The organism is Quadrisphaera sp. DSM 44207 (genome assembly GCF_900101335.1).
In the GTDB taxonomy this organism is placed as follows: domain Bacteria; phylum Actinomycetota; class Actinomycetes; order Actinomycetales; family Quadrisphaeraceae; genus DSM-44207.
The window spans coordinates 76,445-102,538 of the sequence record NZ_FNKA01000002.1 but is presented as its reverse complement, the minus strand read 5'-3'; the positions used below and the strand labels follow the sequence as shown (position 1 = coordinate 102,538).

Sequence of the window (26,094 nt, the reverse complement as noted above, 5' to 3'; positions counted from 1 at the left end):
CCGCGTCAGCCCCGCGTCAGCCACTGGCGGCGGCGAGGACGGCGCTCGCCGTGGTCAGGGTGACCAGCGGGGCGTACAGGTCCAGGGCGGCCAGGGCCCGCTCGTGGTCGGCGGCGACCGGCGCCGCGCAGGCGTCGGCGACGACGTGCACGGCCACGCCCGCGTCCGCGGCGGCCAGCGCGGTGGAGAGCACGCAGCAGTCCGTCGACACCCCGGCGAGGACGAGGGCGCGCCCGCCGGTGAGGGGGCGCAGCCCGTCCTCGCGCTCGTCCCACTTGCCGAACGTCGTGCGCGTGACCACCGGGGTGCCGTCGGGGACGACGCCGGGCAGCAGGTCGTACAGCGGCGCCTGCGGCGGCTGCAGCGCGAAGGGCCACTGCGCGTAGTAGTCGACCCAGGCGCCCTGCGGCCGGGCCGGGGCGACGAAGCGGGTGGAGGCCGTGCGGCCGGGGAAGGCGCCCGCGAGGTCGCGCAGGCGCGGCAGCAGCGGGCGCAGGCCGGGGGTGCACCACGGGCTGGCGTCGTCGGCGAAGACGCGCTGGACGTCGACGAGCACGAGCCAGGCGCCGTCGGGCAGCGGCCGTCCGCAGGACGCCGCACCGCTCGGGCCGGTCACGGCGCGGCGTCCTGGGCCCGCACGGCGCGGCGGCCGAGGAGGAGGTGGCCGGCGAAGCCGATGAGCAGGGCGGCGAGGATGCCGAGGTTGGCGAAGGCCCAGGCGCCCTCGCGCCCGCCGAGCGGGCCGAGCAGGTACCCCTGCCACGTCAGCCACCCGGCCAGCCCGTTCGTCACCAGCCCCCAGCCGACCACCGCGCCGAGGACGACGAGCCCGACGGCCGGCCAGGAGACCGAGCCGTAGCGCCCGCGCGGGTCGTACAGGTCGGCCTCGGCGTAGTCGCGGCGGCGCAGCAGCAGGTCGGCGACGAGGACGCCGCACCAGGCCGCGATCGGCGCGCCCAGGGTGATGAGGAAGCCCTGGAACTGCACGAAGAAGCTCTCCGCGACGAAGACGACGAAGACGGTGCCGGCGACCATGAGCGCGCCGTCGACGAGCGCCGCGACCCAGCGCGGGGCGGGCAGGCCGAGGCTGAGCAGCGCCAGGCCCGAGGAGTAGACGTCGAGCACGGCGCCGCCGACGAGGGCGAGCACGGCGACGAGCGCGAAGGGGACCAGGAACCACGTCGGCAGCACGGTGGTCAGCGCGCCGACCGGGTCCGCGGCGATGGCGGCGGACAGGTCCGGGTCGGAGCCGGCGAGCAGCAGCCCGAGGACCACGAGGAGCACCGGCGGCAGGGCGCCGCCCAGCGTCGTCCAGGCGACGACCCCGGCGCCGGAGGAGCGGCGCGGCAGGTAGCGGGAGTAGTCGGCGGCGACGTTGACCCACCCCAGCCCGAAGCCGGTCATGGCGAGGACGGTGGCGCCCAGGAGCGCCTGCGCGGACCCGCTCGGCAGGGCCGCGACGGCGTCCCAGTCGATCTCGTCGCGCACGAGGACGACGTAGACGACCGTGAGCGCCGCGGTGACGACCGTGATCCCCGTCTGCAGGCGCATGATGGCGTCGAAGCCGAGGACCCCGGCCCCGACCACGAGGGCGGCGACGACGAGCAGGGCGACGGCGCTGGTCGCCGTCCCCCCGCCCCAGCCGAGCTCGCGCAGGACCGTCGCGGTCGCCAGGGTCGCGAGGGAGACCAGCACCGTCTCCCAGCCGACGGTGAGCACCCAGGAGACGGCCGCGGGCAGCTTGTTGCCGTTCACGCCGAAGGCCGCGCGGCTGATCACCATGGTCGGCGCCGAGGCGCGCTTGCCGCCGAGCGCCACGAGGCCGCACAGCAGGAACGAGGCGACCGCGCCGACGACCGCGGCGAGCACGGCCTGGGCGAAGGAGATGCCGAAGCCGAGGAGGAAGGAGCCGTAGCTGACGCCGAAGACGGAGACGTTGGCCGCGAACCACGGCCAGAACAGGTCGCGGGGGCGGCCCCTGCGCTCGGCCTCGGCGATGACGTTGATGCCGTTGAGCTCCACGCCCCGCACGGGTGCGGCCCGCGGAGCCGGACCGGCCAGAGGCGGGCCCGCCGGGGAGGACGGGGACGGCGGGGACGGCGGCGGGGAGACGGTCATGGCGGACCTTCCCGGTCGGGACTGGACGGGACGGGCGCGAGCAGCGCGGACGCGTGATCGACAGCGTAGGGCCGCACCGCCCGCCGGCGGTGCCAGCGGCGGGTAGCCCGGGCGGGGGACGGCGCGCGCCGCGGCTACAGCGCGCGGCCGGCGCCTCCGATCGCAGCGGCATGGTGAATGCTGCCGGCCGTGACCCCGGTGCCGCCCTGCTCCTCGCGCCGTTCGCGCCGTTCGCGACGTCCGCTGCCCGCGGTGCGGGCGCACCGTCCCGTCCCGCGGACGCGCTGACCTCCGTGCGCGAGATCGTCGACGCCGGGGCGCTGCGCACGGTCTTCCAGCCCATCGTCTCCCTCGAGGACCGGCGCGTCGTCGCCTTCGAGGCGCTCACGCGCGGCCCGGCGGGCACGGTGCTCGAGCGCCCCGACGTCCTCTTCTCCGCCGCCCGCCGCGACGGGCTGCTCGTGGAGCTGGACGTCGCGTGCCGCGCCGCCGCCCTGCGGACCGCGGCGGTCGGCGGCCTGAGCGCGCCCTACCACCTGTTCCTCAACACCGAGCCGGACAGCGTCGCAGACCTCGACGTCCCCGAGGAGCTGCACGGCGTGCCCGTGGTCCTGGAGCTGACCGAGCGCGCCCTGACCCGCCGTCCCGCGCAGGTGCTGCGCGTCGTGGAGCAGGCCCGCGCCCTCGGCTGGGCCATCGCCCTGGACGACGTCGGCGCCGAGCCGGCGTCCCTGGCGCTGCTGCCCCTGGTCTCCCCCGACGTCATCAAGCTCGACCTCGCCCTCGTGCAGGAGCGGCCCGGCCGCCACGCGGCCGCGGTGATGAACGCCGTCACGGCGCAGGCCGAGCGCACCGGCGCGGTGCTGCTCGCCGAGGGCATCGAGACCGAGCGGCACGTGCTCATGGCCCGGACCATGGGCGCCACCCTGGGGCAGGGCTGGCTGTTCGGGCGGCCCGAGCCGCTGCCGGCGGCCCTGCCCGAGCTGGGCGGGCGCGGCATCACCCTCGGCGTGGCGCCGCTGGCCCCGCCGGCGCAGAGCCCGTACCTGACGGCGCAGGCCGTGCGCACGCCGCGCCCGGGCAACAAGCGCCTGCTCGTCGAGGTCTCCAAGCACCTGGAGGCCAAGGCGCTGGAGGGCGGGGAGTCCGCGCTCCTGCTCGCCACCTTCCAGTACGCCAAGCACTTCACGGAGCCGACGCAGAAGCGCTACGCCCGCCTGGCCGAGCGCCTCTCGCTCGTGGCCGCCATCGGCGAGGGCCTGCCGCTGGAGCCGATCCGCGGCGTGCGCGGCGCGCAGATCCCCGAGGGCGACCCGGTGCTGGGCGAGTGGGACGTCGTCGTCCTGACCCCCGACTTCGCCGGCGTGCTCGTCGCGCGCGACCTCGGCGACAGCGGCCCGGACATGGAGCGCCGCTTCGACTTCGTCCTCTCCCACGACCGGGACGTGGCCGTCGCCGTCGCGCGCGGCCTGCTCGCCCGCGTGGCGCCCGAGCCGTCGCCGTCCGACGTGCTCACCGAACCGGTGCTGACCCGGGCGATGAGCCAGGACCTGCTGCACCAGGCGCTCGAGGCCACCATCACCGGGGTCTGCGTCGCGGACGTCAAGCACCCCCACCAGCCCCTCGTGTGGGTCAACCCGGCCTTCGAGGCGCTCACGGGGTACCGCTCGGACGACGTCATCGGGCGCAACTGCCGCGTGCTGCAGGGCCCGGGCAGCGACCCCGTCGTCGTCGCCCGCATCCGCGAGGCCATCGACGCCGGTCGCGAGTGCACCGAGACGCTGCGCAACTACCGCCGCGACGGCCACCCGTGGTGGAACGAGCTGCACCTGAGCCCCGTGCGCGACGACCACGGGGAGCTGACGCACTACATCGCCGTCCAGCACGACGTGACCCGCCGCGTCGAGGCCGAGCAGCGCGCCCTGCAGCTGGCGACCACCGACGCGCTGACCGGCCTGCCCAACCGCACGGCGCTGCACGAGGCCGCCGCGAGCGGCCTGGCCCGGGTGCACGACGAGGAGGGCACCGCCGTGGCGGTGCTGTACGTCGATCTCGACGGCTTCAAGGGCGTCAACGACCGGCACGGGCACGTCGAGGGCGACGCGGTGCTGCGCGCCGCGGCCCAGCGCCTGCGCGGGGCCGTGCGCATCGGCGACGTGATCGGCCGCCAGGGCGGCGACGAGTTCCTCCTCGTCCTGCCCGACCTGCCGACCGGGGAGGCGGGGGCGCTCGCCGAGGCGGCGGCGCAGCGGCTGGTCTCCGCCCTCGCGGAGCCGTTCACCGTCGACGGGCGCTCCCTGCCCCTCGGCGCCAGCATCGGCGTGGCCCTCTACGGCCGGGACCCCGACGGGCAGCTGCCCGCGGACGGCCTCGGCGGGCTGCTGCGGCGCGCGGACGAGGCGATGTTCACGGCCAAGCGCGCCGGCGGGAGCCGCTGGCACCGCTGAGCAGCTCCCGCACCCGCTCGTCCGGGACCGCGGCGAAGTCGCGGTACGCCTGCCCCACGGCGGCGAACGGCTCGGGCGTCCAGGGGCAGACCACCTCGTCGGCGACCTCGGCGAGCGCCTCGCAGGTGCGCGCCGACCCGACGGGGACGGCGACGACCACGCGGGAGGGGCCCTGGCGGCGCACCGCGGCCACGGCGGCGCGCACCGTGGCACCGGTGGCCAGGCCGTCATCGACGAGCACCACGGTGCGCCCGCGCACGGGCACCGCCGCGCGGCCCGCCCGGTAGGCGGCCTCGCGGCGGCCCAGCTCGGCGACCTCGCGGTCGCGGACGGCCTCGAAGACCTCCGGCGCGATGCCCAGGTGGGCGAGGACCCGCTCGTTGCGCACGGTCTCGAGCGCGGAGCCGACGACGGCGACCGCGCCCATGGCGAGCTCCGGCTGCTCGGGGACGCCGAGCTTGCGGACCACGAGGACGTCGAGGTCGCCCCCGAGCGCCTCGGCCACGGGCGCGGCCACGGGCACGCCGCCGCGCGGGAGCCCGAGCACCGCGCAGCCGGCCGCCGCCCCCGGCGGGGCGCCGACGGCGGCCCGCACGGCCTCGGCCAGCACCCGGCCGGCCTCGCGCCGGTCGGGGTAGACCGACCCGCTCGAGCGCCCGCCCTCCCAGCGGCCCACCCCGCCATGGTGCGCCTCAGGCGGCCGGCACCACCAGCCTCTGCCCGGCCTGCACGGCGGCGCCGTGCAGGCCGTTGAGCTCCTGGATGTGCGCGACCACCTCACGCGGGTCGGCGTCCGGCTGGGCCAGCTGCGCGATCGACCACAGCGTCTCCCCCGGCAGCACGGTGACGACGACCCGGTGCACCGGGCGCTCCTCGTCGCCCGCTCGCGCGGCCGGCGGCAGCACCAGGCACAGGCCCACGGCGGCGGGGAAGGCCATGAGGACCGCGGCGGACGCCACGACGGAGCGACCCCGGCGCGTCAGGCGCAGCGGCGCCGACGGGAGCATCGACGGCGGCACCGACGGGAGCGGCGACGGCGGCGCCGGCCGCCGGGCGGCGGGGACGCCGGTGGGAGCGCCGGCGGGGACGCCGGCGGCGGAGCGGTCGGGCGCGGGAGCGGCGGTGGTGGGCACGGCGGCCTCCTCGAGGAGCCTCGTACGTGCGTTCGAATCGAACGCGCGTACGAGTTGTAGCAGACGCCGCCGACGGCGTCCACCGACCTCGGGCGAGGGGTGCGGGCCCGAGGGGGCGGCGACAGCGGTGCGTGTCGGACCGTGTCGAACACGTGTTTGAAGTACAGCCGTGCAACCCCTAGGGTGACGACGAGGTCCGGCGGACGGCCGCCGGCGGGAGCGGAGCGGGAGCCGGCCATGGCGGGCACGAGGAGCGGGGCGTCGGGCGGGACGACGGCGGGCGGCGCCGCGGGAGCGGCGACGGCCACCGTCACGCAGCTGCCCGGCGCGGCGGCCGGCGACGGGCTGACGGCCCGACAGCGCGGGGTGCTGGACTGCATCCGCGCCGCCGTCGAGCGCCGCGGCTACCCGCCGAGCATCCGCGAGATCGGCGAGGCGGTGGGCCTGACGAGCCCGAGCAGCGTCGCGCACCAGCTGGCCGCGCTCGAGCGCAAGGGCTTCCTGCGCCGCGACCCGCACCGGCCGCGCGCGATCGAGGTGGTGCTGCCGCAGGGCGCCGTCCGCCCCGCTCCGAGCGAGGCGGACGCCCCCGCCGCCGCGCAAAGCGCGGCGGACAGCCCGGCCGCCGGCGCCGGCGAGGTGCCCGCAGCCGCGTACGTGCCCGTCGTCGGGCGGATCGCGGCCGGTGGCCCGATCCTCGCGGAGCAGGCCGTCGAGGACGTGTTCCCCCTCCCCCGCCAGCTGGTGGGGGACGGGCAGGTCTTCCTCCTGCGCGTCGTCGGCGACTCGATGGTCGACGCCGCCATCTGCGACGGGGACTGGGTGGCGGTGCGCCAGCAGCCGGTGGCGGAGAACGGCGAGATCGTCGCCGCCATGCTGGACGGCGAGGCGACCGTGAAGACCTACAAGCAGCGCGACGGGCACGTGTGGCTGCTGCCGCACAACGAGGCCTACGAGCCGATCCCGGGCGACGACGCCGTCGTGCTGGGCAAGGTCGTCGCGGTCCTGCGCAGCGTCTGACCCGGCGGGCTGACCGGTCGCTCCCGCCGGTCAGCGGGATGTCGGGCGCACCAGCTCGCGCGCCAGGCCGCGCACGACCCGGCCGGTCAGGTGCCCGCGCGCCAGCCCGATGTCCGCGAGGTCGTCGAAGACGCCCTGGTCGCGGTCGGCGGCGCGCAGGGCGGCCGCGAGCAGCTGGTCCGAGCGCACGAGCCGCTGCGCGACGTCGGTGTGGCGCAGGTGGGAGCCGAGCGCGGCGCGCAGGGCGGCCGCGTACCGCTCCCCCGCGCCGGCACCAGCAGCGCCGCCGTCGGCGCCGTGAGCTGAGCCCTGCAGGGACGCCGCGGCCGCCCGGCCGGCCAGGACGCCGGAGAGCACCGCGTAGTAGATCCCCTCGCCGGTGACGGGGTTGACCAGCGACGCGGCGTCCCCGACCAGCAGCACCCGGCCGCGGCCCGCGCTCGGCGGCCGGCCCGTGGACAGCGGCAGGGGGTGGCCGCCGAGCGCCTCCGCGTCCGCGGTCGTGCCCGGCAGGAGCTCCTCCAGGCGCGCCAGCAGGTGCGCCCGGGTCGGGTGCTCCGGGCCGGGGGGCACCAGCTCGCCGTAGCCGACGTTGGCCCGGCCGTCGCCGATCGGGAACGACCACGCGTAGCAGGGCCGGCGCCCGCGCGCGGCGAAGGCGAGCACCTGCACGCCGTCGTGCTCGGGCCGCACGCGCCCGTACCCGCGCAGCGCGATCGCGGTGGTCCCGGGCCGCTGCCCGGGGTGCAGCGCCCGGCGCACCACCGAGTGGGCGCCGTCGGCGCCGACGAGCACGCGCCCGCGCGTGCCGTCGTCGAGGACGACGCCGGCGGCGTCCTCGGTGGACGAGCGCACCCGCTGCCGGCGCAGCACCGCTCCGCGCTCGACGGCGGCGGCGACCAGGCGCGCGTCGAAGACCTCGCGCGGCACGACGTAGGAGGGGCGCTGCATCACCTGCTCGACGACGGGGCCGCCGTCGAGGCCGATCCGCAGGCGGGGTGCGACCGGCCAGTCGTCGAGCAGCCCGTGCACGCCGACCTCGGCCAGCACGTCGAGCGCGTGCGGGGCGACGCCGTCGCCGCAGACCTTGTCGCGGGGGAAGTCGGCCCGGTCCAGCAGGAGGACGCGGGCGCCGGGGCGCTCGGTGAGCGCCCCGAGCGCCGTCGCGGCGCCCGCCGGGCCGGCGCCGACCACCACGACGTCCCAGGCCGGCTCGTCCCGGGTCGGCTCCGGCTGCTCCGGCGAGCTCTCCACGGAGCGGGGATCGGTGGTCGGCCCCGGCTCAGCCGAGGCGGACCTGGATGCCCGCGCCCGCGAGCGCCTTGGTGAACGGGCAGAACTGCTTGGCCTGCGTCAGCACGCGCTCGGCGTCGTCCCCCGACAGCCCCGAGAGCACGAGCTCGAAGTCGGAGCTGTAGCCGCCGCCCTCGTCCGCCTGCAGCGTCACGCGCCCCTGCACGGTGGCGCCGGAGGCGTCCACGCTCTGGCTGCTGGCCGCGATGCCGACGGCCTGCTGGAAGCACGCGGCGATGGCGGCGGCCATGAGGTGCTCGGGGGTGGTGCGCCCGGCGCCGTCCTCGCCGGCCACGCGCACGCCGGTGTCGAGAACGCCGTCGTCGGTCTTCACCGAGTCCCGGTCGGCGGTCGCCAGGGCCTCGTCGATCTGGGGGTTCGCCATGGTAGGAGTCTTACCGGCAAAGGCCCCGGCCCGCACCCCAGCGGCGCGGCAGGGGTCTCACCGGGGCGTCGGCGACGCCGCGGGCGCGCGCGACCCCGCGGCGGACAGGCGCCGCAGGGCGCCGAGCACGACCTCGCGATCGGTGGTGGGCCACAGCGGCGGCAGGCTCGCGCGCAGGAAGCCCGCGTAGCGCGCGGTCGCGAGTCGGGAGTCGAGCACGGCGACCACGCCGCGGTCGGTGGTCGAGCGCACGAGCCGGCCGGCGCCCTGCGCCATCAGCAGCGCCGCGTGGGTGGCCGAGACGGACAGGAAGCCGTTGGCCCCCGCGCGCGCCGCCGCCTCCGCGCGCGCGGACGCCAGCGGGTCGTCCGGGCGCGGGAACGGGATCCGGTCGAGCACCACGAGCTGGCAGGAGGGGCCGGGCACATCGACGCCCTGCCACAGGCCCAGGGTGCCGAACAGGCAGGTCGCCTCGTCCTCGGCGAAGCGGCGCACGAGCGAGGCGGTGCTGTCCTCGCCCTGGCACAGCACTGGCACGTCGAGCCGCTCGCGCATCGCCGCCGCGGCGGCCTCCGCGGCGCGCCGGGAGGAGAACAGGCCCAGCGTGCGCCCCCCGGCCGCCTCGACGAGCGCCGCCAGCTCGTCGAGCACCGCGGGCGGGGCGCCGTCGCGGCCGGGCGGCGGCAGGTGGGCGGCGGTGTAGAGGATCGCCTGGCGCGGGTAGTCGAAGGGGCTGCCGACGTCCATGCCCGTCCAGCTCGGCGCTCCGGTGCCGCGCAGGCCCACGGCCCCGGCGGCGGTGTCGAAGGCCCCGCCGAGCGCGAGGGTGGCCGACGTCATCACCACCGTGCGGGTCGCGAAGAGCTTCTCGCGCAGCATGCCCGCCACCGACAGCGGCGCGACGTGCAGCGCCCGGCTGGTGCGCCGGGCGGAGGCCGAGCCGCCCTCGGTCACGGCCAGCCACGCGACGTCCGGGCCGCCGGCCTCGACCTCGGCCAGTCGCTCGGCGACGTCGAAGACCTCGCTCAGCGCGGCCCGGGCGACCTGCCTCGCCGCGGCGTCCGCCTCCGCGGCGGAGCCGGGCTCCGGGCGCAGCGACGACAGCGCCTCGCGGGCGGCGTCGCGGACGGCGGCGACCGCGGCGAGCAGCCCCTCCGGCAGGCCCGTGGCGAACCGGCCGGCGGGCAGGCCCTCGAGGACCGCGGACAGGTCCTCCGCCGCCGTCTCCAGGCGCGCGGTGTCGGCGCGCGCCCGGCGGCGGGCCGCGGTGGCGGCCGCGGCCGCGGACGTGCCGCTGAGGGCGCCGGAGACGGCCGAGGTGACCCGGTCGGCGAGCTCGTGCGCCTCGTCGACGACGACGACGTCGTGCTCGGGCAGCAGCGGGCGGTCCTCGAAGGCGTCGATGGCCAGCAGCGCGTGGTTGGTCACCACGACGTCCGCCTCGCGCGCCCGGGCCCGCGAGGCCTCGACGTGGCAGTCGGCGGCCACGGGGCAGCGCTGGGCGCCGAGGCACTCGCGGGCGCTGACCGACACCTGGCGCCACGCGCGGTCCGAGACGCCGGGGCTGAGCTCCTCGCGCTCGCCCGTGGTCGTCTCCTCCGCCCACGCGCGCAGGCGCGCGACCTCGCGGCCGAGCCGGCTCGTCGGGCTCGCGGCGGCGGGGACGGCCTCGAACAGCGAGCCCTCGTCGTCCGCGGGGAACCCGCCGACGAGCTTGTGGCGGCACACGTAGTTCGCGCGGCCCTTGACGACCTCGACGGTGGGACGGCGCCCCAGGTGCGGCGCGAGCGCGTCGGCCAGGCGCGGCAGGTCGCGCTGGGCGATCTGCGCCTGCAGCGCCAGCGTGGCGGTGGAGACCACCACCGTCGTGCCGGTGGTGACCGCGTGCGCGACGAGGGGCACGAGGTAGCCGAGGGACTTGCCCGTGCCCGTGCCGGCCTGCACCAGCAGGTGCTCGCCGGTCTCGATCGCCTCCTCCACCGCCGCGGCCATCGTCCGCTGCCCCGCGCGCGGCGCCCCGCCGAAGCCCTCGACGGCGGCCGCGAGCAGCCCGACGACGCCGGAGCGGCGGTCGAGGGCGGGAGCGGGCGGCACGGGAGGAGGTTACGGCGCGGGGGCGACGGAACCGGGGCGATCCGGCAGCAATCCCTCCCGGGCCCGGCACCGAACACCAGGCGTCCGTCCACCGACGAGGCGGCGCAGCAGCAGCCCCGACAGAGAGAAGGCACCCCCATGAAGGTCCTCCGCACAGCGCTCGCCGGCACCGGCGCCCTGGCCCTGACCGTCCTCGGGTCCTCCAGCGCGTTCGCCGCCGAGACGTACCAGGTCCAGCTGCAGGAGCTCAACGGCACCGGGTCCTCCGGCACCGCCGTGCTGACGCTGGACGGCGACCGGCTCACCGTGACGATCGACGCGAAGGGCCTGGTCCCGGGCGCGCCGCACGCCCAGCACATCCACGGCTCCACGGACCTGTCCACGGACTTCTCCTGCCCGACGATGGCCGCTGACGCGAACCAGGACGGGGTGCTGACCACGGCCGAGGGCCTGAAGGACTACGGCGACATCCACATCTCGCTCACCACCTCCGGGGACACCTCCAAGAGCAGCGGCCTGGCCGTCGACCGGTTCCCGACCGCCGACGCGCAGGGGAACCTGGCCTACGAGCGCACCATCGAGGTCGACGACGCCACGGCGAAGGCGATCACGAACCTGCACGTCGTCCAGCACGGCATCGACGTCAACGGCAACGGCACCTACGACGTGGAGGCCGCGGGCGCCAGCGAGCTCGACCCGGCGCTGCCGCAGGAGGCCACCGCGCCGGCGAGCTGCGGCATGGTCACGGGCTCGCACGTGACGGCCATGCCGGCCGGCGGCGTCCAGACCGGCGGCGGGGACACCGGCGCGGTCGACACCGGCGCCCTGCTCGGCGGGGCCGGTGCGCTGGCCGCCGCCGCCGCGGGCGCGCTCGTGCTCGCCCGGCGCCGCACGGGCGCCGAGGGCTGATGCCCTCCGTCCTCGGCCGCCGGGGCGGTCGCCGACTGGCGGCCGCCTCGGCGGCGGCGGGCGTGACCGGGGTGGTGCTGCTCACCACGGCGCTGGACGGGACGGCGCCCCCCGCTCCGCCGGCGGCTGCCGCGCTGCCCGCACCCGCGGGGTCGACGGCGCCCTCCTCGCCAGCAGCGCCTCCGGCGGCGCCCCCGACGCTCCCGGCGACCGCGGCTCCCGGCAGCGACCCCGCGCGCGAGGAGGTGCCGCGGGACGCGCTGCCCGCGTCGACGCCCACGCGGGTGCGCGTGCCGGACCTCGGCGTCGACACCGCCCTGGTGACCCTGGGCCTGCAGCCCTCGGGCGAGATGGAGGTGCCCGACGGCGGGGAGCTCGTGGGCTGGTACGAGCACAGCCCGACGCCGGGCCAGGTCGGTCCGACGGTGCTGGCGGGCCACGTCTCCTGGAACGGCGAGCCGGCGGTCTTCTTCGAGCTCGGCGCGCTCGTGGCGGGCCAGCTCGTCGAGGTCGACCGCGAGGACGGCGCCACCGCGACCTACCGGGTCACCGGCGTCGAGCAGCACCCCAAGGACGCGTTCCCGACCCTGCGCGTGTACGGCAACACCGGCGGGCCGCAGCTGCGGCTGATCACCTGCGGCGGCGCGTTCGACGCCTCGGCCGGCCACCACCGCGACAACGTCGTCGTCTACGCCGAGCTGGCCTCCGTGCGCCCCGCCTGATCACCGACGCGGGCGGACGGCGGCGGTGGGGCGCCGATGACGGGGTCGAGGAGGCCGAGCAGGCGCAGCCACACGGCCGCGAGGAAGGACAGCCCGCTGCCGAGCTCGACGACCTCCTCGAGGGTCTGCTGGACGCGCTCGACGGGCTCGGTCCAGGAGGAGGGGTCCACCGAGTCCGAGGCGACGGCGAGGACGGCGAGCGTGACGCCGAGCAGCAGGGCGCGCCCGGCCGCGCGGTCGGGGCGCACCGCCTGCCAGACGTAGGGCAGCAGCGCCAGCCCGACGACCGCGAAGGCCATGATGAGGAAGTCGCCCGGCGCCACCCACGGCAGGAAGGGCACGGTGACGCGGCGCGGGGCCAGCACCGCGTCGCGCAGCCGCTCGTGCAGGGCGAAGCGCTCGTCCAGCGCGAGGACGGCGAACCCGGCGGCGAGCAGGGTCCACGCGTGCCCGGACTCGTGCGCCGGGCCGTGGGCCGGGCCGTGCGCCGGGCCGTGGGCCGCGGTGCGCTGCAGGCGCAGCACGTGGGCCACCAGCAGGGAGCCGACCGCGCACACGACGAGGACCACGGACTGGAACCACGTCATCGGGGTCATCTCGGGAGCGATCCACGCCCACCAGGAGGGGTGGCGCGCCAGGGCGAGCCCCAGCGGCACCACCACCCAGAGGGCGACCAGCGCGGCGACCAGCCGGCCGCGGGCACCGCTCACGGGGAGGAGTCCACCAGGTCGCCGTGCAGGTCGCCGTGCAGGTCGCCCCGCCAGGGCACGACCGCGTCGGTGGGCCGGCCGGTGACGGCCGCGAGGACGGCGGCGCCCCACAGGCGCCGGCCGCGGACGAGCACCTCGTCGCGCCACCAGGCGCTGTGGCCCGTCTGCAGCACGCGGCCCTCGCGCAGCAGGTCCGCGTGCTCGACCGGGTCGAGGACGGTGTCGTCGACGGCGTAGCCGCGCAGCCGCCCGGAGCGGACGGCGTCGACCGCTGCGGCGGTGTCCACCAGGGACGCGCGCGAGACGTTGGCGAGCAGCGCGCCGTCCGGCAGCAGGGCCAGCTCGGCCGCTCCCAGCACCGGCGGGGCGCCGTGGACGTGGTTGGCGCACACGACGACGGCGTCGCTGGCGGCGAGCAGGTGCGGCAGGTCGAGCACGCGGGCCCCGGCGGCCCGCGCGGCGGCCGCGGCGGCCGGGGCGGGGTCGACGCCGCTGACCCGCATGCCCAGCCCCGCGCCCATCGCCGCGACGGCGGAGCCGATGCGGCCCAGCCCCACGACGCCGAGGCGGCGCCCGCACAGCTGCACCCCGCGCAGCGACGTCTGCGGGGGCACGAGCCCGCGGCTGCGGTCGTGCGCCAGGTGCAGGCGGGTGGCCAGGCCCAGGAGCATCGCGACGCCGTGCTCGGCGACCGCCTGGGTGGCGTAGTCGGGCAGCACGCTGAGGGCGACGCCGCGCGCGCGCAGCAGCGCGGTGTCGATGTGGTCGTAGCCGGTGGCGTACAGGACGACCCCGCGCAGCCGCGGCAGCGCGTCGAGCAGGGCGGCGTCGAGGACGGGCAGGCAGGCGTTGGTCGCGGCGAGGACGTCCGCGCCCTGCAGCAGCCGCACCGCCGCCGCCCGGTCCGGGGCCGCCTGCAGCCGGTGGTAGTCGACGTCGGCGGCCTCGGCGAGGTCGCGGCGCTGCGCCGCGTCCAGGCTGGCGCTGCCCTGCTTGCTCAGCACGACCACGTGCGCGCGCCCCACCGGCCACCCCCTCGTTCGAGCGTGGCGCGACCGTAGCGGCAGGACGGCCGCGGCGGCGCGGACGCGGGCAGCCCCGCGCCAGCACGCGGCAGCACCCGGTCGCGTCAAGGCAGGACCCTGCGCGGCGAGTGGCGCGCGGTCGCCGACGGCCAGTGCCGGGCGGTGGTGCGCGGTGGTGCGCGGTCATGCGCGGTGACGGGCGTGGCGGTCCGGACGCGCGGGCGCCGGCGCGGGGCGGGTGCCCCGCGCCGGCGCCCGCGGCTCAGGCCTCGCGCGCCGCGACGACCTGGGTCGCGCGCAGGTCCGCCGCGAGGTCGGCGTCCACGCGCGCGACCAGGCGGGTGCCCTCGGGGGTGTGCTGCTCCTCGAGCAGCTCCCCCGTGCGGTGCACGCGGTCCACCAGCGCGCCCCGCGCGTAGGGGACGACGACGTCGACGAGGACCCGCGGGCGCGGCAGCAGCTCGCCGATGCGCTCGCGCAGCTCCTCGACGCCGGCCCCGGTGCGCGCGGAGACCACGACGCTGGACGGCTCCCGCCGCCGCAGGCGGGCCAGCACCTCCGGGTCGGCGGCGTCGCACTTGTTGAGGACGACGAGCTCGACGACGTCGTGGGAGCGCCCCTGCACGCCGACGTCCGCGAGGACCTCGCGCACCGCGGTGATCTGGCCCTCCGGGTCCGGGTGCGAGGCGTCGACGACGTGCAGCAGCACGTCGGCCTCCGCGACCTCCTCCAGCGTCGAGCGGAAGGCCTCGACGAGCTGGGTGGGCAGGCTGCGCACGAACCCGACGGTGTCGGCGAGCACGTACTGGCGCCCGTCCGGCGTCTGCGCCCGGCGCACGGTCGGGTCCAGCGTCGCGAACAGCGCGTCCTCGACGAGCACGCCCGCGCCGGTGAGCCGGTTGAGCAGGCTGGACTTGCCGGCGTTGGTGTACCCGGCGATCGCGACGGCGGGCACCGCGCCGCGGCGGCGGCCGGAGCGCTTGGTCGCGCGCGCGGGCGCCATGCCCCTGATCTCGCGGCGCAGGCGGGCCATGCGGGTGCGGATCCGGCGGCGGTCCAGCTCGATCTTCGTCTCGCCGGGACCGCGCGAGCCGATGCCCTCGCCGCCGGCGACGCGGCCGCCGGCCTGGCGGGACATCGACTCGCCCCACCCGCGCAGGCGCGGCAGCAGGTACTCCAGCTGCGCCAGCTCGACCTGGGCCTTGCCCTCCTTGGACTTCGCGTGCTGCGCGAAGATGTCGAGGATCAGCGCGGTCCGGTCGATGACCTTGACCTTGACGATGTCCTCCAGGCCGCGCCGCTGGGACGGCGACAGCTCGCCGTCCGCGATCACGGTGTCGGCGCCGGTGGCGGCGACGACACCGCGCAGCTCGGCGGCCTTGCCGCTGCCCAGCCAGGTGGCCGGGTCGGGCGTGGCGCGGCGCTGCAGGACGCCGTCGAGGACGGTCGAGCCCGCGGTCTCGGCGAGGGCGGCGAGCTCGCGCAGAGAGTTCTCGGCGTCCTCGGCGCTGCCGGACTCCGAGGACCACAGGCCGGCGAGGACGACGCGCTCCAGGCGCAGCCGGCGGTACTCGACCTCGGTGACGTCGGCGAGCTCGGTGGACAGGCCGGTGACGCGGCGCAGGGCCTGGCGGTCCGCCAGGTCCAGCTGGTCCCCGTCGTAGCCGGCTCCGTCCACCCCGGGCGCGCCGTCCGCGGGGTCCTCGTGCCCCGCGCCGTCCGCGAGCGCGGTCGCGGAGCGGGAGAGGATGCGCTGCAGCGCGGCGTCCTGGGACGGGGTGGTGGTCATGAGCCTCCTGGTGCGTGCGGTGGGGCCTCCCCACTCTCCCAGTGCAACGCCGCGGCGCGCGAGCCTGTTTCCGCCGCCCGGAGCAGCGCTCGGAGCATCGCCCGGCGCATCGCCCGGGGCATCGCCCGGGCCGGCCGCCGGTAGCGTCCGGGGGGTGTCGCACGAGCACTACTTCACCGCGGTGCCGGCGGGCGAGGGGCAGCGCCGCGAGCTGCGGGTGGTCCTGGACGGCGCGCCGCGCGACCTGCTGACCGCGGCGGGCGTCTTCAGCGGGGACCGCCTCGACCCCGGCACGCGGGTGCTGCTCGACCGCGCCGGCGACCCGCCGCCGCGCGGGCACCTGCTGGACCTCGGCTGCGGCTGGGGGCCGATCGCGCTGGCGCTCGCGCTGCGCGCGCCGGAGGCGGTGGTGTGGGCCGTCGACGTCAACGAGCGGGCCCTGGAGCTGGTGGCCGAGAACGCCGCGCGGCTGGGCCTGCGCGGCGTGCGCGCGGTGGCGCCCGAGCAGGTGCCGGACGACGTCCGCTTCGCCGCGATCTGGTCCAACCCGCCGATCCGGATCGGCAAGGACGCGCTGCACGCCCTGCTGCTGCGCTGGCTGCCGCGCCTGCAGGACGACGGGACGGCGCTGCTCGTGGTGCAGAAGAACCTCGGCGCCGACTCGCTGCAGCGGTGGCTCGCCGAGCAGCTGGCGCAGGCCGCCCCGCCGCGCGCGGTGGCGCGCGCGGGCAGCTCCCGCGGCTACCGGGTGCTGGAGGTCGCGCCGGCGCTCACGCCGGGCGGCGCCGGCGGCGCTGGCGCTCCATCTCCAGGTGGTGCAGGAGGCGCTCGCGGCGGCGCAGCCGCTCGTCCCGCTCGCTGAGGTCAACCGGCCACGGCGCGTCGTCCGCGCCGGCGCGGGCCGGCAGGTGCACGATGGACCCCTGCACGCGCTTGCCCGCCGGCACCGGTGCGCCGGTGGCGCTCCCCGTGCCGGTGCCCGTGCTGGTGCCCACCACCAGTGCCTCTGCCATGACCGCCTCCTCAGACGGCCCCCACTGTGGAGCTCCGCGATCCGCTCAGCAAGCGCTTTGGACCAACTCGACCCGGACGCACCGGACATCTCGCCTCCGACGTCGCGGCGGCCCGGATCACGATCCGGTCACGCGCCGGCGTGTCGCGCCGGCTGCGGCGTGTCGCCGCCCAGCCAGCCGGGGTCGATCGTGCCCGCGGCGACGAGCACGGCGGGTCCGGCGAGCTCGACCCGGCCGTGCGGCAGGGCCCGCACGGCCAGCAGGCCGCCGGGCACCTGCACGAGCCAGCGGTCGGGCGCGCCGGGCCCGCCCCAGGCGCGCGCGGCGAGCGCGGCGGCGCACGCCCCGGTGCCGCAGGAGCGCGTCTCCCCCACGCCGCGCTCGTGCACGCGCATGGCCAGGCGCCCGGTGGGCTCCCCGTGCGGGCCCTCGTCGGCGTCCAGGGGCACCACGAGCTCGACGTTGCTGCCGTGCGGGGGCAGCGGGTCCACGGCCGGGGGCGCGGCCAGGTCGGCGGCGGCGAGCTCGTCGAGGCCGGCGAGCGCGACGACGGTGTGCGGGTTGCCGAGGTCGAGGGACAGGCCGGGGCGCGGGACGCCGTCCAGGCCGGGAACGGCGACGGCGGCGTCGGCGCCGCGGGCCGCGGCCGCGCCGGGGGCGAGCAGGCGCCAGGGGCCCATGTCGGTGGCCAGCCACGGCTGCCCGTCCGGGCCGACGGCGCGGCGCACCCGCTTGACCCCGGCGCGGGTGCCGACCGCCAGGCCGGGCGGCGCGTCGAGCGCGGCCGGGTCGACGAGCCCCTCGTGCAGCAGGGAGGCGACGAGGACGCGCACGCCGTTGCCGCACATCTGGGAGGTCGACCCGTCGGCGTTGCGGTAGTCCATGAACCACTCGGCCGCCGGGTCCTCCACCAGGGCCGCGGCGCCGTCGGGCAGCGCGCGCGAGCGCACGACGCGGATCACGCCGTCGGCGCCGAGGCCGGAGCGGCGGGAGCAGATGCGCTGGACCGCTGCCGGCCCGAGCGCGAGGGCGCCGTCGTGGTCGGGGACGAGGACGAAGTCGTTCTCGGTGCCGTGGCCCTTGGCGAAGGGCAGCCCGGTGCCGGAGGGCAGGCCGGTGGAGGGCAGGCCGGTGGTGGAGGGCAGACCGGCCGCGTCGTTCACCGGGCCAGCCTAGGACCGGCCCAGCGCGGGGCGGGCGATCGCGAGGGCCGCGGCGAGCAGCTCCCCCGGCCCGCTGCGGTCCGCGCGCAGCCAGTGCACGCGCGGGTCGCGCCCGAACCACGACAGCTGCCGGCGCGCGTAGCGGCGGGTGGCGTGCACGGTGGCCGCCACGGCCTCCTCGAGGGTGCAGGCGCCGTCGAGGGCGTCGAGCACCTGCGCGTAGCCCAGCGCCCGCCGGGCGGTGCTGCCCTCGCGCAGGCCGCGCGCGAGGAGCGCCTCGACCTCGGCGACCAGCCCCTGCTCGACCATGCGGTGCACGCGGTCGCCGATGCGCGCGCGCAGCACCTCCCGCTCCGCGCTCAGGCCCACCTGCACCGCCGGGACGGCGTAGCGGCCCGCCACGGGCATCGTGGCGCTGAAGGGGCGCCCGGTGACCTCCCCGACCTCCAGGGCGCGCACGACGCGCCGGACGTTGCCGGGCTGGATCGCCGCGGCCGCCGCCGGGTCCAGCGCCGCCAGGCGCGCGTGCAGCGCCGCGGGGCCGAGCGCGGCGGCCTCGGCCTCCAGGCGGGCCCGCACGGCCGGGTCGGTGGCGGGGAACTCGAGGGCGTCCAGGGCCGCCCGCACGTACAGGCCGGAGCCGCCGACGAGCACGGGGACGCGCCCGCGCGCGGCGACCTCGTCGAAGGCGGCGCGGGCGGCGCGCTGGTAGGCCGCCACGCGGGCCTCCTGCGTGACGTCGAGGACGTCGAGCAGGTGGTGCGGCACGCCGCGGCGGGCGGGCACGGGCAGCTTGGCGGTGCCGACGTCCATGCCGCGGTACAGCTGGGAGGCGTCGGCGTTGACGACCTCGCCGTCCAGCGCTCGCGCCAGCGCCACCGCGAGGTCGGACTTGCCGGTGGCCGTGGGTCCGACGACGGCCACCACCCGGGCGTCCGGCTCGACCACGGCGAGGACCCTACGGCCCGGGGCCGCGCGCGCGGTGACACCGGTCGCGCTCGCGTCTGTATGGTGAGGCTTTCCTAACAGCGAGCGCACCCGTCGGGCGCCTCGCCCGGACCGACCCTGGAGGCCCCGTGCCCGCTCGCCCGACGTCCCTGCTGCTCGGGGCCACCGCCCTGGCCGCCTCGCTCGCGCTCACCGGCTGCGGCTCCGGCGGCGGCACGGCGACCGGGTCGGAGTCCGGGTCCGGCTCGGGGTCGGAGTCCGGGTCCGGCTCGGGGTCGGGGTCCGGGTCCGGGTCCGCGGCGCCCAGCGCCTCCTCCGCGGCCGGGGCCTTCCCCGTCACCCTCGAGCACGCCTTCGGCGAGACGGTGGTCGAGTCCGAGCCCGTCGACGTCGTCACGTGGGGCTTCGGCAGCACGGACGCCGCGCTGGCGCTCGGCGTCGTGCCCGTCGCGATCCCGTTCCAGGAGTACGGCGGGAACGAGCAGGGCGTGCTGCCCTGGATCGAGGAGGAGCTGCAGGAGCTGGGGGCGCAGACCCCGACGGTGCTGCCCAACGCCGCCGAGGTGCCCTTCGAGGCGATCGCCGCGGAGCAGCCGGACGTCATCCTCGCGCCCTACTCCGGCCTCACGCAGCAGGACTACGACCTGCTCAGCCAGATCGCCCCCACGGTCGCCTACCCGGAGCAGGCGTGGTCGACGCCGTGGCGGGAGGTCGTGACCACGGTCGGGCAGGCGCTGGGGCGCGCGGAGGAGGCCGAGCAGCTCGTGGCCGACACCGACGCGCAGGTCGCCGCGGCGGCCGCCGAGCACCCGGAGCTGGCGGGCAGGACGGTCGCCGCGGTGTGGGACACCGCCGGCACCTTCTACGTCTACGAGGCCGCGGACCCGCGCGTGGAGTTCCTCACCGACCTCGGGCTGGAGGTCGCGCCGAGCGTGGAGCAGCTGTCGACGGACGAGTCGACCTTCTACTCCACGGTCAGCTACGAGGTGCTCGACCAGCTGACCAGCGACGTGCTGCTCGTGTACGCCACCACGCAGGAGGAGTTCGACGCCTTCCGCACGGCGCCCCACGCGCAGGCGATGCCGCAGGTGCGGTCCGGCGCCGTCGCGCCCGTGGTCGGCGAGGAGTTCATCGCCGCCGTCTCCCCGCCCACCGTGCTCTCGCTGCCGTGGGGCCTGCAGGGCTACGTCGAGGCCCTCTCCGCGGCCGTCGCCTGAGGCCCGCGCGGCCCAGCGGGCTGGTCAGCAGGCCGGCCATCGGGCCGGTCATCGGGCCGGTCAGCAGGCCCAGCGCAGGGTGGAGGCCTCCGGCACGCGCGCGCGCACCACGACGAGCTCCTCGGTGCGCTGACCGGGCGCGATGAGCCCGCGCTGCTCGAGCAGGGCGGCGCGCGAGCGCATCACGGGCCCGAAGGGGATGGTGGCGCGGGCTACGACCTCGGTGTCCAGGCCGGCGGCGCTCAGCTGCTCGACCGTGCGGGTGTCGTCCGAGAGCGCCGACTGCGTGATGAGCACGTCGCCCCCCTCGGCGAGCACGCCGGGCACGCCCGCGCAGATCCGGTCCAGCAGGGCCCGCCCGTCCGTGCCGGCGTCCCACGAGCGGGCGCTGCGGTAGCGGGGCAGCACGTCTCCGGCCGCGACGACGTACGGGGGGTTGGCGAGCACGAGGTCGAAGCACTCCCCCGCCACGGGCTCGAACAGGTCGCCGCGCAGCACCCGCACGCCGGCGCCGTGCACGAGGCTGTTCAGGCGCGCGGTCGCCGTCGCGCGCCGGGAGAGGTCGACGGCGGTCACCCGCCGCGCCCCGGCGTGCGCGGCGGCCACGGCCAGCGCGCCGCTGCCCGTGCACACGTCGAGCACGCGGCGGCCCTGCGCCAGGCCGCTGCGCCGCAGCACGTCCGCCAGGAACCAGGTGTCCTCCTGGGCGCGGTAGGTCCCGGGCAGGCGCAGCAGTCTCACGGTGGAATCTTCACCCACCGCCGCACCGGTCCGCCTCCCGGCCCCCTCCGAGGCCTCCGGCCCCTCCGCGGAGGGCACGCGTCCTCCGCCGCGGGCGGGGTAGGTCGGGGGCATGAAGGCCGCTGCGGACCCCCGCCGCTCGCTGCTGGCCGGCGCCCTCGTCGGCGTCGGCGTCGCGGCGTTCCTCGACGAGACCGTCTTCCACCAGCTGCTGCAGTGGCACCACTTCTACGACGGGTCGACGACGGCGGTCGGCATCGTCTCCGACGGCTGGTTCCACGCCTTCGGCTTCACCGCCCTGGTGGTGGGCATGTTCCTGTTCGCGGACTGCCAGCGCCGGGCCGCGCTGGTGCGCCGCCGCTGGGGCGCCGGCCTGCTGGTCGGCCTCGGCGGCTTCCAGCTCTACGACGGGCTCGTGCAGCACAAGCTGATGCGGCTGCACCAGGTGCGCTACGACGTGGAGCTGCTGCCCTACGACCTGGCGTGGAACGCGCCCGCGCTGCTCGCCCTGCTCGCCGGCGTCCTCCTGCTGCGCCGCTCCCCCGCCCCGGCACGCGCGCGCGAGGGCGGCGCCGGCCGGCGCGGCGGGACGGCGGGCCGCACCCGGTGAGCGCACCGACCGGCGGGGCGGTGCTGGACCTGGCGCCGCTGCACCTGGTGTCGCACCTGGTGCCGCAGCCGGTGTCGCAGCCCGTGCCGCAGCTGGTGCTGCTCGGCGCCGTCCTGGCAGCCGGCGCCGCGTGGGCGGCGGCGCTGGCCGTGCTGGTCCGGCGCGGGGACGCGGTGCCGCTGGGCCGCTCGGCCGCCGCCGCGGGCGGGCTGGTGGCCGTGGCCGTCGCGCTGGTGCCGCCGGTCGCGAGCGCCGGCGGCTCGCGGGGCCACGTCGTCCAGCACCTGCTGGTCGGCATGCTCGCCCCGGTGCTGCTGGCGGTCTCCGCCCCGGTCGCCCTGGCCCTGCGCACCCTGCCGGGCACAGCGCGCCGCGCGCTGCTCGCCCTGCTGCGCTCGCGGGTCATCGGGGCGCTGACCTGGCCCGGCGTCGTCCTGGTCCTGGACACCGGCGCGCTGTACGCGCTGCACCTGAGCGGGCTCGGCGCTCACCTGCACCACTCCCCCGTGCTCCGCGCCCTGGTCCTCGGGCACATGCTCGCGGCGGGGACCCTCTTCGCCGCGGTGGTGGTCCAGGCCGATCCCGTGCGCCGCCGGCTGTCCACGCCGGCGCGGCTGGCGCTGCTCGTGACCGCAGCCGCCGCCCACGACGTCCTGGCGACCCTGCTCTACGCCTCCGCGCACGGCGTCGCGGGCGCGGCCGCCGCCGACGTGCGGGCGGGCGCGGAGCTGATGCGCTCCGGCGGCGCGCTCGTGCACGTGCTGCTCGCGTGCGCCGTCATGGCCGGCTGGTACGCGCGCACCGGCCGGGAGCTGGCCCGCGCTGACCGCCGCGCCGAGCGGACGCTGCTGCCCCCGACGGTCTAGCCACGGGCCGAGGACCGCCGGCGAGCAGGTCGACCAGCTCCGCCCAGGAGGCGACGACGGCCACCGCGCCGGCCTCGCGCAGGGCCGAGGACCGGGCCTCGCGCTCCGGCGGCGGCACGAACTGCACGGTCCCGACCGTGCGGTAGCCGGCGGCGACCGCGGACAGCGCCCCGTTGATCGAGTCCTCGACCGCGAGGCCGTCGTCCGGGGTGATGCCGAGCTGCTGGCCGGCGACGACGTACACCGCCGGGTCCGGCTTGCTCGTCGGCACGGGCAGGGAGTCCTCCGCGCTGAACCGGCGCTGCGGGTCGAACAGCGGGTCCAGCCCCGTCACCGCGAGGCAGGCGTCCAGCCGCGAGCGGGCGCTGGAGGTCACCGCGGCGAGGACGAACCGCTCGGCGAGGCGCTGCACCGGCTCCAGCACCTGCGGGTCCGGCCGCAGCACCGTGCGCAGGTGCGTGGTGACGACGTCCTTCTCCTCGGCCACCCACCGCTCCAGGTCGGCGGCGGCCAGCTCGGCCCCGTAGGAGGCGGCCAGCTGCTGGGAGGCGGCGCGGAAGTTCTTGCCGTTGGTCATCGCCTGCTGCTCGGCGGGGCTGAAGGACCGCTCCGCGCCCAGCTGGGCGAGGAAGCGGTTCATCACGTCCGCCGACGCCGCGTACGCCGGCTCCTCGGAGGGGAACAGCGTGCCGTCGGCGTCGCAGAGCAGGACGGTGGTGCGGGCGAGGTCCAGGGGCCCGGCGCTCACGCGGCCGCCTCCGCGCCCTCGCCCAGGTAGAACGCGATGACCTCCCGCGGGCCCTGCTCCTCCAGCGCCCTCAGCGCCACCTCCACCGCCGCGGCGAAGCGGGTGTCCTGCGCGAGGTCCCCGAAGACCTTCCGCTCGCGCAGCAGCAGCTCTGGGTCCTCGCGGCCCTGCTGCGCCAGCGGCACCAGCCGGTCGCGCATCGGTCCCTCGACGAGGATCTCCCGCCCGGCGTAGTCGTAGCCGCGCAGGAAGCGCAGCCACCCGGCCACGGCCAGGCCCAGCAGCTGGTGCGGGCGGTCCTGCTCCAGCGCGGCCCGCACCGACGGGAGGACGTAGTTCGGGATCTTCGTCGAGCCCCGGCGGCACAGGCGGCCCAGCTGGTCGCCCATGCGCGGGTTGGCCAGCCGCTCCAGCACCGTGCGCTGGTACTCGGCGAGGTCGATGCCGGGCACCTGCGGCAGCGACGGCGCGATCTCCTCGGCCATCATGCGGGTGAGGTAGGCGCGGAAGAGCGGGTCGGCCATCACCTGGTCGGTGGACCGGTGCCCGGCGAGGTGGCCGAGGTAGGCGAGGGCGCTGTGGCTGGCGTTGAGCAGCCGCGTCTTGACCACCTCGTAGGGGTGGACGTCCGGCGTGAGCTGGACCCCGACGCGCTCCAGGGGCGGGCGGCCGTCGACGAAGGAGTCCTCGACGACCCAGTGGGAGAACGGCTCCGTGACCACCGGCCACCGGGCGTCGACCCCGGTGGCCGCGGCGATCGCGTCCCGCTCCTGCGGGGAGGTGTTGGGCGTGATGCGGTCGACCATGCTGCTGGGGAAGGCGACGTGGTCGGCGATCCAGGCGGCGAGCTCGCGGTCGCGCAGGGCCGCGAAGGACAGCACGGCGGTGCGGGCCGCGGAGCCGTTGTCCTGCATGTTGTCGCAGGAGAGCACGGTGAAGCCCGCCAGCCCCGCCCGGCGGCGCCGGTCCAGCGCCTCGACGAGGTAGCCGAAGACGGTCCGCGGGCGGGCGGGGTCCTCCAGGTCGGCGGCGACCTCCTCGTCGTCCGGGTCGAACTCCCCGGTGTGCGGGTCGATGCGGTACCCGGTGCCGGTGATGGTCAGGGTCACCAGGCGGGTGCGCTCGTCGGCGAGGGCGGCCAGGACCGCCTCGGGGTCCTCGGGGGCGAACAGGTACCGCACCATCGACCCGATGACGCGGGCCCGGTCGCCGTCCGCGCCGCGCTCGACGAGCAGGTACAGGCAGTCCTGCGCGGAGAGGACCTGCCCCATCTCCGGGCGGTGCAGGCCGACGCCGACCAGGCCCCAGTCGGTCACCCCCTGGCACGCCAGGTCGTCGAGGTACACCGCCTGGTGGGCGCGGTGGAAGCCGCCGACCCCGATGTGGACCACGGACGGGGTCAGGGCGGAGCGGTCGTAGGTGGGCACCGACACGCCCGGGGGCAGCGCGGACAGGGTCGCGCTGGTGAGGGGCACGAGGGTGGGGGTGGGCGCGGGGGCGGACATGGGGCTCCTGGCTGCGGCTGGTGCTCGGGCGCCGCTGCTGGACCCTCACCGAACGCGAGCACTACCCCCGGACCGGCGCGGGCAAACGCGGCGCGAGCGGGCGGGAGGCGCCCTCAGCGGCGCAGCGCGGGCAGCCCGAGGCCGACCGGGGCGCGGCCGCCGGCGCCGCCCTGGGCGGGCACGCCGCAGGATCCGGCCTGGCGGCGGTCCCAGGCGTCCCCGGCGCGGGTGCGGCGCAGTGCGTACGGCGCCCGGCCGGGCCCGGGGTCGGCGACGAGGTGGTGCGGCGCGGCGTAGCTGACCTCGACCGCGACGACGTCCCCCGGCCGCGGCGCGGGCGCGCCGTCCGGGACCGCGACGTGCACCAGCCGGTTGTCGCGGGCGCGTCCGGAGACCCGGGACGTCGCGCCGTCCTTGCGCCCCTCGCCCGGGGCGACGAGGACCTCGACGACGCGCCCGACCTGCCGCTGCGCCTCCTCGGAGGAGATCCGCTCCTGCAGGGCGACCAGGCGCTCGTAGCGCTCCTGGACGACGGCCTTGGGCACCTGCTGCTCCATGGTCGCCGCGGGCGTGCCCGGCCGCGGGGAGTACTGGAACGTGAACGCGGAGGCGAACCGGGAGGCCTCGACCACGCGCAGGGTCTGCGCGAAGTCCTCCTCGCCCTCCCCGGGGAAGCCGACGATGAGGTCGGTGGAGATCGCCGCGTCCGGGATCGCGGCGCGCACGCGCTCGAGGATGCCGAGGAAGCGCTCGGAGCGGTACGAGCGGCGCATCGCCCGCAGCAGCCGGTCCGAGCCGGACTGCAGCGGCATGTGCAGCTGCGGCATCGCGTTCGGGGTCTCGGCCATCGCCTCGATCACGTCGTCGGTGAACGCCGCCGGGTGCGGGCTGGTGAAGCGCACCCGCTCGAGCCCCTCGACCCGCCCGCAGGCGCGCAGCAGCTTCGCGAAGGCGCCGCGGTCGCCGAACTCCACGCCGTAGCTGTTGACGTTCTGCCCGAGCAGCGTCACCTCGATCGCGCCGTCGGCGACGAGGGCCTCGACCTCCGCGAGCACCTCGCCGGGACGCCGGTCACGCTCCTTCCCGCGCAGGCTCGGCACGATGCAGAAGGTGCAGGTGTTGTTGCACCCGACGCTGATCGAGACCCACCCCGAGGACGCGGACTCGCGCGCGGTCGGCAGCGCGGAGGGGAAGACCTCCAGGGCCTCGAGGATCTCCACCTGCGCGCTCGCGTTGTGCCGCGAGCGGTCGAGCAGGGCGGGCAGGGAGCCGACGTTGTGCGTGCCGAAGACGACGTCCACCCACGGGGCGCGCGCCACGATGGTGTCGCGGTCCTTCTGCGCCAGGCAGCCGCCGACCGCGATCTGCATGCCCGGCCGGCGCGCCTTGACGGACGCGAGGTGGCCGAGGTTGCCGTAGAGGCGGTTGTCGGCGTTCTCGCGCACCGCGCACGTGTTGAAGACCACGACGTCGGCCTCGCCCGCGGCCGCCGCGACGTCGTCCGCGCGGGCGTACCCGGCGGCCTCCAGCAGGCCCGCGAGCCGCTCGGAGTCGTGGGCGTTCATCTGGCAGCCGTAGGTGCGCACGGCGTAGGTCGGCGAGGGCGCGGTGGTGCTGCTCATGGTGGTCCCAGGGTAT

At 77.5% G+C, this 26,094-nt stretch carries 25 protein-coding genes; 8 read left to right on the top strand and 17 right to left on the bottom strand.

Annotated features, from left to right (window positions below; translation table 11 throughout):
* Window positions 1–16: 16 nt before the first annotated feature.
* Together BLS82_RS06585 and BLS82_RS06580 are read right to left on the bottom strand one after the other, a co-directional pair.
* Window positions 17–616 (bottom strand): isochorismatase family protein, encoded by a 600-nt coding sequence (locus tag BLS82_RS06585; RefSeq protein WP_255378181.1) that lies wholly within the window; start codon window positions 614–616, stop codon window positions 17–19.
* Window positions 613–2,118: a purine-cytosine permease family protein gene (locus BLS82_RS06580; RefSeq protein WP_092863107.1), complete on the bottom strand. Its 1,506-nt coding sequence runs from the start codon at window positions 2,116–2,118 to the stop codon at window positions 613–615. Before BLS82_RS06580 ends, BLS82_RS06585 begins: the two co-directional genes overlap by 4 nt.
* Window positions 2,119–2,288: 170 nt before the next feature.
* On the opposite strand from BLS82_RS06580, the gene BLS82_RS06575 reads away from it, so the two are divergent.
* Window positions 2,289–4,565: a diguanylate cyclase domain-containing protein gene (locus BLS82_RS06575; RefSeq protein WP_092863104.1), complete on the top strand. Its 2,277-nt coding sequence runs from the start codon at window positions 2,289–2,291 to the stop codon at window positions 4,563–4,565.
* Here BLS82_RS06575 and BLS82_RS06570 read toward each other — a convergent pair.
* Both BLS82_RS06570 and BLS82_RS06565 read right to left on the bottom strand, forming a co-directional pair.
* Complete coding sequence (locus BLS82_RS06570; RefSeq protein WP_092863101.1) at window positions 4,525–5,241, bottom strand: phosphoribosyltransferase; 717 nt, start codon at window positions 5,239–5,241, stop codon at window positions 4,525–4,527. The two genes, BLS82_RS06575 and BLS82_RS06570, sit on opposite strands and share 41 nt — an antisense overlap.
* Before the next feature lie 16 nt (window positions 5,242–5,257).
* Entirely contained in the window at window positions 5,258–5,698 is a 441-nt protein-coding gene (locus BLS82_RS06565) for a LysM peptidoglycan-binding domain-containing protein (protein WP_218123682.1), read from the bottom strand.
* 237 nt (window positions 5,699–5,935) lie between these two features.
* On the opposite strand from BLS82_RS06565, the gene lexA reads away from it, so the two are divergent.
* Window positions 5,936–6,718: a transcriptional repressor LexA gene (gene lexA, locus BLS82_RS06560; RefSeq protein ID WP_092863098.1), complete on the top strand. Its 783-nt coding sequence runs from the start codon at window positions 5,936–5,938 to the stop codon at window positions 6,716–6,718.
* Window positions 6,719–6,748: 30 nt separating this feature from the next.
* Here lexA and BLS82_RS06555 read toward each other — a convergent pair whose 3' ends face one another.
* The 3 genes from BLS82_RS06555 to BLS82_RS06545 are packed head-to-tail and all read right to left on the bottom strand — an operon-like array spanning window position 6,749 to window position 10,490.
* Window positions 6,749–7,972 carry an NAD(P)/FAD-dependent oxidoreductase gene (locus BLS82_RS06555; protein WP_218123681.1) on the bottom strand — a complete coding sequence of 408 codons (1,224 nt, stop codon included), beginning with the start codon at window positions 7,970–7,972 and terminating at the stop codon, window positions 6,749–6,751.
* 28 nt (window positions 7,973–8,000) lie between these two features.
* The gene (locus tag BLS82_RS06550; protein ID WP_092863095.1) at window positions 8,001–8,396 is read right to left on the bottom strand and encodes an OsmC family protein; all 396 of its coding nucleotides are present in this window, start codon (window positions 8,394–8,396) and stop codon (window positions 8,001–8,003) included.
* 57 nt (window positions 8,397–8,453) lie between these two features.
* Window positions 8,454–10,490, bottom strand: coding sequence for an ATP-dependent DNA helicase (locus tag BLS82_RS06545; RefSeq protein ID WP_255378180.1), 2,037 nt, complete (start codon window positions 10,488–10,490; stop codon window positions 8,454–8,456).
* Between the two features lie 138 nt (window positions 10,491–10,628).
* On the opposite strand from BLS82_RS06545, the gene BLS82_RS06540 reads away from it, so the two are divergent.
* Together BLS82_RS06540 and BLS82_RS06535 are read left to right on the top strand one after the other, a co-directional pair.
* Window positions 10,629–11,399 carry a hypothetical protein gene (locus tag BLS82_RS06540; protein WP_176818969.1) on the top strand — a complete coding sequence of 257 codons (771 nt, stop codon included), beginning with the start codon at window positions 10,629–10,631 and terminating at the stop codon, window positions 11,397–11,399.
* Window positions 11,399–12,121, top strand: a complete 723-nt coding sequence (locus tag BLS82_RS06535; RefSeq protein ID WP_092863092.1) for a class F sortase — start codon at window positions 11,399–11,401, stop codon at window positions 12,119–12,121. Before BLS82_RS06540 ends, BLS82_RS06535 begins: the two co-directional genes overlap by 1 nt.
* Here the strand turns inward: BLS82_RS06535 and BLS82_RS06530 are convergent.
* The 3 genes from BLS82_RS06530 to hflX form a co-directional block, all read right to left on the bottom strand.
* A complete protein-coding gene (locus BLS82_RS06530) occupies window positions 12,088–12,831 on the bottom strand; it encodes a hypothetical protein (protein ID WP_092863089.1) in 744 nt (247 codons plus the stop codon). The two genes, BLS82_RS06535 and BLS82_RS06530, sit on opposite strands and share 34 nt — an antisense overlap.
* Window positions 12,828–13,856: a 2-hydroxyacid dehydrogenase gene (locus tag BLS82_RS06525; RefSeq protein ID WP_176818968.1), complete on the bottom strand. Its 1,029-nt coding sequence runs from the start codon at window positions 13,854–13,856 to the stop codon at window positions 12,828–12,830. The genes BLS82_RS06530 and BLS82_RS06525 overlap by 4 nt, the downstream gene beginning before the upstream one ends.
* A 262-nt stretch (window positions 13,857–14,118) precedes the next feature.
* Window positions 14,119–15,645, bottom strand: coding sequence for a GTPase HflX (hflX, locus tag BLS82_RS06520; RefSeq protein ID WP_092863083.1), 1,527 nt, complete (start codon window positions 15,643–15,645; stop codon window positions 14,119–14,121).
* A 154-nt stretch (window positions 15,646–15,799) separates the two neighbouring features.
* On the opposite strand from hflX, the gene BLS82_RS06515 reads away from it, so the two are divergent.
* The gene (locus BLS82_RS06515) at window positions 15,800–16,507 is read left to right on the top strand and encodes a class I SAM-dependent methyltransferase (RefSeq protein ID WP_092863081.1); all 708 of its coding nucleotides are present in this window, start codon (window positions 15,800–15,802) and stop codon (window positions 16,505–16,507) included.
* Here the strand turns inward: BLS82_RS06515 and BLS82_RS06510 are convergent.
* The 3 genes from BLS82_RS06510 to miaA all read right to left on the bottom strand — a co-directional run bounded on the left by BLS82_RS06510 (window position 16,416) and on the right by miaA (window position 18,769).
* Window positions 16,416–16,658: a hypothetical protein gene (locus BLS82_RS06510; protein ID WP_143028764.1), complete on the bottom strand. Its 243-nt coding sequence runs from the start codon at window positions 16,656–16,658 to the stop codon at window positions 16,416–16,418. The two genes, BLS82_RS06515 and BLS82_RS06510, sit on opposite strands and share 92 nt — an antisense overlap.
* A 128-nt stretch (window positions 16,659–16,786) precedes the next feature.
* Window positions 16,787–17,821, bottom strand: coding sequence for a diaminopimelate epimerase (dapF, locus tag BLS82_RS06505; protein WP_255378179.1), 1,035 nt, complete (start codon window positions 17,819–17,821; stop codon window positions 16,787–16,789).
* A 9-nt stretch (window positions 17,822–17,830) separates the two neighbouring features.
* A complete protein-coding gene (gene miaA / locus BLS82_RS06500; RefSeq protein WP_092863074.1) occupies window positions 17,831–18,769 on the bottom strand; it encodes a tRNA (adenosine(37)-N6)-dimethylallyltransferase MiaA in 939 nt (312 codons plus the stop codon).
* A gap of 128 nt (window positions 18,770–18,897) precedes the next feature.
* Between miaA and BLS82_RS06495 the strand changes: the two genes are divergently transcribed.
* The gene (locus tag BLS82_RS06495; protein ID WP_218123680.1) at window positions 18,898–19,986 is read left to right on the top strand and encodes an iron-siderophore ABC transporter substrate-binding protein; all 1,089 of its coding nucleotides are present in this window, start codon (window positions 18,898–18,900) and stop codon (window positions 19,984–19,986) included.
* Window positions 19,987–20,046: 60 nt separating this feature from the next.
* Here BLS82_RS06495 and BLS82_RS06490 read toward each other — a convergent pair whose 3' ends face one another.
* Entirely contained in the window at window positions 20,047–20,727 is a 681-nt protein-coding gene (locus BLS82_RS06490; RefSeq protein WP_255378178.1) for a HemK2/MTQ2 family protein methyltransferase, read from the bottom strand.
* A 112-nt stretch (window positions 20,728–20,839) separates the two neighbouring features.
* Here BLS82_RS06490 and BLS82_RS06485 point away from each other — a divergent pair, with 112 nt between their 5' ends.
* Window positions 20,840–21,337 (top strand): DUF2243 domain-containing protein, encoded by a 498-nt coding sequence (locus BLS82_RS06485; protein WP_092863068.1) that lies wholly within the window; start codon window positions 20,840–20,842, stop codon window positions 21,335–21,337.
* A complete protein-coding gene (locus tag BLS82_RS06480) occupies window positions 21,334–22,203 on the top strand; it encodes a cytochrome c oxidase assembly protein (protein ID WP_176818966.1) in 870 nt (289 codons plus the stop codon). Before BLS82_RS06485 ends, BLS82_RS06480 begins: the two co-directional genes overlap by 4 nt.
* Here BLS82_RS06480 and BLS82_RS06475 read toward each other — a convergent pair.
* The 3 genes from BLS82_RS06475 to miaB form a co-directional block, all read right to left on the bottom strand.
* Window positions 22,115–22,951 carry an HAD family hydrolase gene (locus BLS82_RS06475; protein WP_092863062.1) on the bottom strand — a complete coding sequence of 279 codons (837 nt, stop codon included), beginning with the start codon at window positions 22,949–22,951 and terminating at the stop codon, window positions 22,115–22,117. The genes BLS82_RS06480 and BLS82_RS06475 overlap by 89 nt on opposite strands.
* A complete protein-coding gene (locus tag BLS82_RS06470; RefSeq protein ID WP_092863059.1) occupies window positions 22,948–24,456 on the bottom strand; it encodes a mannitol dehydrogenase family protein in 1,509 nt (502 codons plus the stop codon). Before BLS82_RS06470 ends, BLS82_RS06475 begins: the two co-directional genes overlap by 4 nt.
* Window positions 24,457–24,569: 113 nt before the next feature.
* Window positions 24,570–26,078, bottom strand: a complete 1,509-nt coding sequence (gene miaB, locus BLS82_RS06465; RefSeq protein WP_092863056.1) for a tRNA (N6-isopentenyl adenosine(37)-C2)-methylthiotransferase MiaB — start codon at window positions 26,076–26,078, stop codon at window positions 24,570–24,572.
* Between the last annotated feature and the right edge of the window lie 16 nt (window positions 26,079–26,094).

What these genes read in the sequence shown, in the direction of transcription:
- BLS82_RS06485 (WP_092863068.1), top strand. Translation starts at nt 20,840, where the DNA reads ATGAAGGCCGCTGCGGACCCCCGCCGCTCGCTGCTGGCCGGCGCCCTC.
- BLS82_RS06535 (WP_092863092.1), top strand. Translation starts at nt 11,399, where the DNA reads ATGCCCTCCGTCCTCGGCCGCCGGGGCGGTCGCCGACTGGCGGCCGCC.
- BLS82_RS06575 (WP_092863104.1), top strand. Translation starts at nt 2,289, where the DNA reads ATGGTGAATGCTGCCGGCCGTGACCCCGGTGCCGCCCTGCTCCTCGCG.
- miaB (WP_092863056.1), bottom strand. Translation starts at nt 26,078, where the DNA reads ATGAGCAGCACCACCGCGCCCTCGCCGACCTACGCCGTGCGCACCTAC.
- BLS82_RS06580 (WP_092863107.1), bottom strand. Translation starts at nt 2,118, where the DNA reads ATGACCGTCTCCCCGCCGCCGTCCCCGCCGTCCCCGTCCTCCCCGGCG.
- BLS82_RS06470 (WP_092863059.1), bottom strand. Translation starts at nt 24,456, where the DNA reads ATGTCCGCCCCCGCGCCCACCCCCACCCTCGTGCCCCTCACCAGCGCG.
- lexA (WP_092863098.1), top strand. Translation starts at nt 5,936, where the DNA reads ATGGCGGGCACGAGGAGCGGGGCGTCGGGCGGGACGACGGCGGGCGGC.
- hflX (WP_092863083.1), bottom strand. Translation starts at nt 15,645, where the DNA reads ATGACCACCACCCCGTCCCAGGACGCCGCGCTGCAGCGCATCCTCTCC.
- BLS82_RS06550 (WP_092863095.1), bottom strand. Translation starts at nt 8,396, where the DNA reads ATGGCGAACCCCCAGATCGACGAGGCCCTGGCGACCGCCGACCGGGAC.
- BLS82_RS06540 (WP_176818969.1), top strand. Translation starts at nt 10,629, where the DNA reads ATGAAGGTCCTCCGCACAGCGCTCGCCGGCACCGGCGCCCTGGCCCTG.
- BLS82_RS06510 (WP_143028764.1), bottom strand. Translation starts at nt 16,658, where the DNA reads ATGGCAGAGGCACTGGTGGTGGGCACCAGCACGGGCACCGGCACGGGG.